At 71.4% G+C, this 5,108-nt stretch carries 4 protein-coding genes; all 4 read right to left on the bottom strand.

Annotation, left to right across the window (positions count from 1 at the left end; all coding sequences use genetic code 11):
* Positions 1-18 precede the first annotated feature (18 nt).
* Positions 19-822, bottom strand: coding sequence for an HAD family hydrolase (locus HW445_RS17905; RefSeq protein ID WP_180222012.1), 804 nt, complete (start codon positions 820-822; stop codon positions 19-21).
* Positions 819-2,096 (bottom strand): serine--tRNA ligase, encoded by a 1,278-nt coding sequence (serS, locus tag HW445_RS17900; protein ID WP_180222011.1) that lies wholly within the window; start codon positions 2,094-2,096, stop codon positions 819-821. Before serS ends, HW445_RS17905 begins: the two co-directional genes overlap by 4 nt.
* 449 nt (positions 2,097-2,545) lie before the next feature.
* The gene (gene pheA, locus HW445_RS17895) at positions 2,546-3,487 is read right to left on the bottom strand and encodes a prephenate dehydratase (protein ID WP_180222010.1); all 942 of its coding nucleotides are present in this window, start codon (positions 3,485-3,487) and stop codon (positions 2,546-2,548) included.
* Positions 3,488-3,690: 203 nt separating this feature from the next.
* Entirely contained in the window at positions 3,691-4,968 is a 1,278-nt protein-coding gene (efeB, locus tag HW445_RS17890; protein ID WP_257231146.1) for an iron uptake transporter deferrochelatase/peroxidase subunit, read from the bottom strand.
* Positions 4,969-5,108: the final 140 nt, after the last annotated feature.

Below are 5,108 nucleotides of genomic sequence, written 5' to 3'. Positions count from 1 at the left end.
CCGCGCCGCGGGCGTACGTCAGCCGAGCAGGCGCTCCACGACGGCCGCGATGCCGTCCGTGTCGTTGGACGTGGTGACCTCGTCCGCGACCGCCTTGACCTCGGCGTGCGCCTCGGCCATGGCCACCCCCCAGGACGCCCACCGGAACATCGGTATGTCGTTGGGCATGTCCCCGAACGCGATGGTCTCGGCGGCCTTCACGCCCAGCCGCCGGGCGGCCAGCGACAGGCCGGTGGCCTTGGTCAGCCCCAGGGGCAGCAGCTCCACGATGCCCGCGCCCGCCATCACCACCGTGACGAACCCGCCGGCGATCCGCCGGGCCGTCTCGGTCAGCTCGTCGTCGCCCAGGGTCGGGTGCTGGATGTACAGCTTGCTCAGCGGTGCCGCCCACAGGTCGGCGGGGTCGGTGAGCGGAACGGCCGGCAGTTTGCCCACCGAGCGGTAACCGTCGGCGACCAGCACGTCCCCGTCGAGACCGTCGCGGGCCGCGGCGACGAACAGCGGACCGGTCTCCGCCTCGATCTTCGCCAGTGCCAGCTCGGCGATCCTGCGGTCCAGCGTCACGGAGGTCAGCAGGCGACGCGCGCCGGCGTCGTACACCTGGCCGCCCTGACTGCACACGGCGATGCCCTGGTACCCCAGGTCGTCGAGCACGTCGCGGGTCCACGGCACGCCGCGCCCGGTCACCACGATGTGGGCCGCGCCCGCCGCGGTGGCCGCGGCGAGCGCGTCACGGGTGCGCTCCGAGATCGTGTCGTCGGAGCGCAGCAGCGTGCCGTCCAGGTCGGTGGCGATCAGCCGGTACGGGAACGACCTCGTCACTTGGCCACCGGCTCGAAGACCTCACGGCCTCCGAGGTAGGGGCGCAGGACCTCCGGGACGCGCACGGAGCCGTCGGCCTGCTGGTGGTTCTCCAGGATGGCGACGATGGTGCGCGGCACCGCGCAGAGCGTGCCGTTCAGCGTGGCCAGCGGGCGGGTGCCCTTCTCGTCCCGCATGCGGATCTGCAGGCGGCGGGACTGGAACTCGGTGCAGTCCGAGGTCGAGGTCAGCTCCCGGTACTTGCCCTGGGTCGGGATCCACGCCTCGCAGTCGTACTTACGGGCAGCCGAGGAGCCGAGGTCGCCGGTGGCCACGTCGATCACCCGGTACGGCAGCTCGAGCGAGGTCAGCCACTGCTTCTCCCACTCCAGCAGGCGCTGGTGCTCGGCCTGCGAGTCCTCCGGAGCGACGTAGGAGAACATCTCCACCTTGTCGAACTGGTGGACGCGGAAGATGCCGCGGGTGTCCTTGCCGTGCGATCCGGCCTCGCGGCGGAAGCAGGGCGAGAAGCCGGCGTAGCGCAGCGGGAGCCGGTCGGCGTCCAGGATCTCGTCCATGTGGTACGCCGCGAGCGCCACCTCGGAGGTGCCGACCAGGTACAGGTCGTCGTCCTGGAGGTGGTAGACGTCCTGGGCGGCCTGACCGAGGAAGCCCGTGCCCGCCATCGACTGGGGACGGACCAGCGCCGGGGTCAGCATCGGGGTGAAACCGGCCGCGGTGGCCTGGGCCATCGCCGCGTTGACCAGGGCCAGCTCCAGCAGGGCGCCGACGCCGGTCAGGAAGTAGAAGCGGGAGCCGGAGACCTTGGCGCCGCGCTCCACGTCGATGGCGCCCAGCAGCTGGCCGAGCTCCAGGTGGTCGCGCGGCTCGAAGCCCTCGGCCGCGAAGTCGCGGATGGTGCCGTGCGTCTCGCGGGTGACGAAGTCCTCCTCGCCGCCGACCGGGACCTCGGGGTGCACCAGGTTGCCGAGCTGGAGGAGGAGGCGCTGCGTCTCGGCGACGGCCTCGTCACGCTCGGCGTCGGCGGCCTTCACCTCAGCGGCGAGCGTGCCGGCCTTCTTCAGCAGTTCGGCCTTCTCCTCGCCGGAGGCCTTGCCGATCAGCTTGCCGAACGACTTCTGCTCGTTGCGCAGTTCGTCGTAGCGGACGCCGGACGACCTGCGCCGCTCGTCGGCAGACAGGAGGGAGTCGACGAGGGCGACGTCCTCTCCACGGGCGCGCTGGGAGGCGCGCACTCGGTCAGGGTCCTCACGAAGCAGGCGAAGGTCAATCACGGCACCAGGCTACCGGTGCGCGCGGAGCGGTCACGACCCAGTATTCCCCGGCATTCGGGTGGCGGCCGGGCCCTGGGTTGTCCACAGAAATCCACACCCTGGGGCCCTGTTTATCCACAGGCTGCGGGCCGCGTCTGTGGACAACGGAGTCGATCGCTCCGAAGGGGGCTTTCGGCGTCCCGGAACCCCGGGAAATGGGGCGGGGCGGAGCAATGGTTCCCCCTTTCGAGCGAAAAGAGGACACGTCAATGAGAGTTTCCACGGAAAAGGGTGAATGAGGGTGGGTTGCCCGAAACTTCGACGGAAGATCCCCGCACGGCCGATTCGTCGGCGGCATCCCGCATTGACGACGAGTTGTCCCCAGAGTGTGACACCGAGGCGCGGTCAGCCTGTGGACAAGTTCTGTGGATAACTCTGGTCAAGGCTTCGGAGCAGGTCCTCGGCCGGGGTCAGCCCGGGAAGCGTCCGTCCTGACACCGGGCGACCCACTCCGCGGCCTCGACGAACTCGGGGTCCGAGGTGCCGGGCAGGAATTCCCGGGCCGCCTTGATGGAGGAGGCGTCGGCACGCGGATAGGAGCCCAGGAAGCGCACCTTGAGGCAGGAACGCTTGAGGCCCATCAGGGTTTCCGCCACCCGGCGGTCGGAGATGTGGCCCTCGGCGTCGATGGCGAAGCAGTAGTTGCCGATTCCCTCTCCGGTCGGGCGGGACTGCAGCAGCATCAGGTTGACGCCGCGCACCGCGAACTCGCCCAGCAGGTCACGCAGAGCGCCCGGGTGGTCGTCCCGCTGCCAGATCACGACCGAGGTCTTGTCCGCGCCGGTGGGTGCGGCGGGGCGGGCGGGGCGGCCGACCAGCACGAACCGGGTCTGCGCGTTCTCCGCGTCGTGGATCCCGGTCTCCAGCGGGACCAGGCCGTAGCGGGCGGCGGCGAACTCTCCCGCGAAGGCCGCGTCGTACCGGCCCTCCTGCACCAGCCGGGCACCGTCGGCGTTGGAGGCCGCGGACTCCCAGAGGGCGTCCGGGAGGTGTGCCTTCATCCAGTTCCGGACCTGCGGCTGGGCGGCCGGATGCGCGGTCACCGTCTTGACGTCCTCCAGCCGGGTGCCCGGCCGGACCAGCAGGGCGAAGGCGATGGAGAGCAGGACCTCGCGGTAGATCATCAACGGCTCGCCCGCGACCAGCTCGTCCAGGGTGGTGGTGATCCCGCCCTCGACGGAGTTCTCGATCGGCACGAACGCGGCCTCGGCCTCCCCGGCCCGCACGGCGTCCAGCGCGGCCGGCACGGAGACCATGGGAAGGAGTTCCCGGGTGGCCGTCTCCGGAAGGGTGCGCAGGGCGACTTCGGTGAAGGTGCCTTCGGGGCCGAGATAGGCGTAACTCGCTGGCATGCAGCCCACAGTAGTCCTCGGACGGCGCCGCCCCGGCCCGGTCCGGATCGCGGACCCGCATGGCCATGGGTTCACCGACCGTCCTGGACACCTCCCGGACGCCCCCTGGACGACCCCCTGGACGACCCTCCCGGACGCCAGGACCAGGGACGCCGGGTTAACCTCCCGGACGCCAGGGACGCCACGGGTGCGCGGCCAGGACATCACCCTTCCAGAAGTGCCTGCCCCACGTACTCGCCCTGCGACGCCCCGCCGGGCACCGCGAAGAGACCGCTGGCCTCATGACGGATGAAGGCGGAAAGAGCGTCTCCGCGGTCCAGCTTGCGCTGCACCGGCACGAAGCCGCGCAGCGGATCGGCCTGCCAGCTGACGAAGAGGAGGCCGGCGTCCGGTGCGCCGTCGTCGGCGAAGCCGTCGTGGTAGGAGAATGAGCGCCGCAGCATGGCGGCGCCGCCGTTCTGGTCGGGTCGGGTGATCCTGGCGTGGGCGTTCATGGGCACCACCGGTCTGCCCGAGGCGTCCGTCTTCTCCAGGTCCATCTCGGTGGTCTCGGTACCGCCGCTGAGCGGGGCGCCGTCGGACTTGCGGCGGCCTATCACCGCCTCCTGGTCACCCAGCGGGAGCTGCTCCCAGTCGTCCAGCAGCATGCGGATGCGGCGCACCACTGCGTAGGAGCCGTGGGCCATCCAGGCGGGTTCTCCGCCGGAGGGGACGAAGACGCGGTCCTGGAAGTCCGGCTCGGCGGGCTTGGGGTTGTTGGTGCCGTCCACCTGGCCCATCAGGTTGCGGACGGTCATGGCGCGGGCGGTGGCGCCCGGCGAGCGGTTGAAACCGCTCATGTGCCAGCGGAGGCGGGCCGCGGCTCCGGCCTCCTTCTGGACGGCGCGCAGGGCGTGGAAGGCCACGGGGCCGTCGTCGGCGCCTATCTGGACCCACAGGTCACCGTTGCTGCGGGCCTTCTCCAGCCGGTCCGAGGAGAACTCGGGCAGCGGGTCCAACGCGGCCGGGCGCTGCTCCTCCAGGCCGGTCCGGGCGAAGAAGCTGTGGCCGAAGCCGAAGGTGACGGTCAGGCCGGAAGGGCCCGCGTCACGGGCCACCCCGGTGTCCTGGTGCGGGGCGGGCTCCCCGGCCATCAGCCGTTCGGCCACCGTGGACCAACGGCGCAGCAGCGCGGCGGCCTCCTTGCGGCCCCCGCCCGGCGCGAGGTCGAAGGCGACCAGGTGGCCGTGCGCCTGCGCCGCCTGGAGGATGCCCGGCTGATGTTTCACGTGAAACTTCGCCCGGTTCGTCCCCAGGGAGCTCAGTGGGGCCGCGGGGGCATGGTCCCCCGCGGCCGCCGCGTGCCCGGCCGCGTAGCCGGCTGCCGCGCCGCCGGCACCCAGCACCAGGCCGGTGGCACCGGCCGTGCCGAGCAGGCGCCGACGCGAGACGGTGCGGGCGGGTTCCTCGGTGGAGGCGGGGTCGTGCATCAGGTCGTGCATCTGAACGTCAGCCGATCTTTACGTTCTTGTGGACGGTCGCTTGGTCGATGTCGGAGGTCCGCACGGTGACCGATACCTTCCAGTCACCCGCCATGGGCACCTGGAGGCCCCCGGCGTACCAGTGACCGGGGGCGGCGTGC

This window comes from Streptomyces sp. UH6, from assembly GCF_013421635.1.
Classification (GTDB): Bacteria; Actinomycetota; Actinomycetes; order Streptomycetales; family Streptomycetaceae; genus Streptomyces; species Streptomyces abyssomicinicus.
Note: the sequence above shows the minus strand (reverse complement) of the source record. Positions and strands in the feature narration are given on the sequence as shown.

Bases quoted from the DNA above. Each gene is read 5' to 3' on its own strand.
- pheA (WP_180222010.1), bottom strand. From the start codon at position 3,487: ATGCCAGCGAGTTACGCCTATCTCGGCCCCGAAGGCACCTTCACCGAA.
- efeB (WP_257231146.1), bottom strand. From the start codon at position 4,968: ATGCACGACCTGATGCACGACCCCGCCTCCACCGAGGAACCCGCCCGC.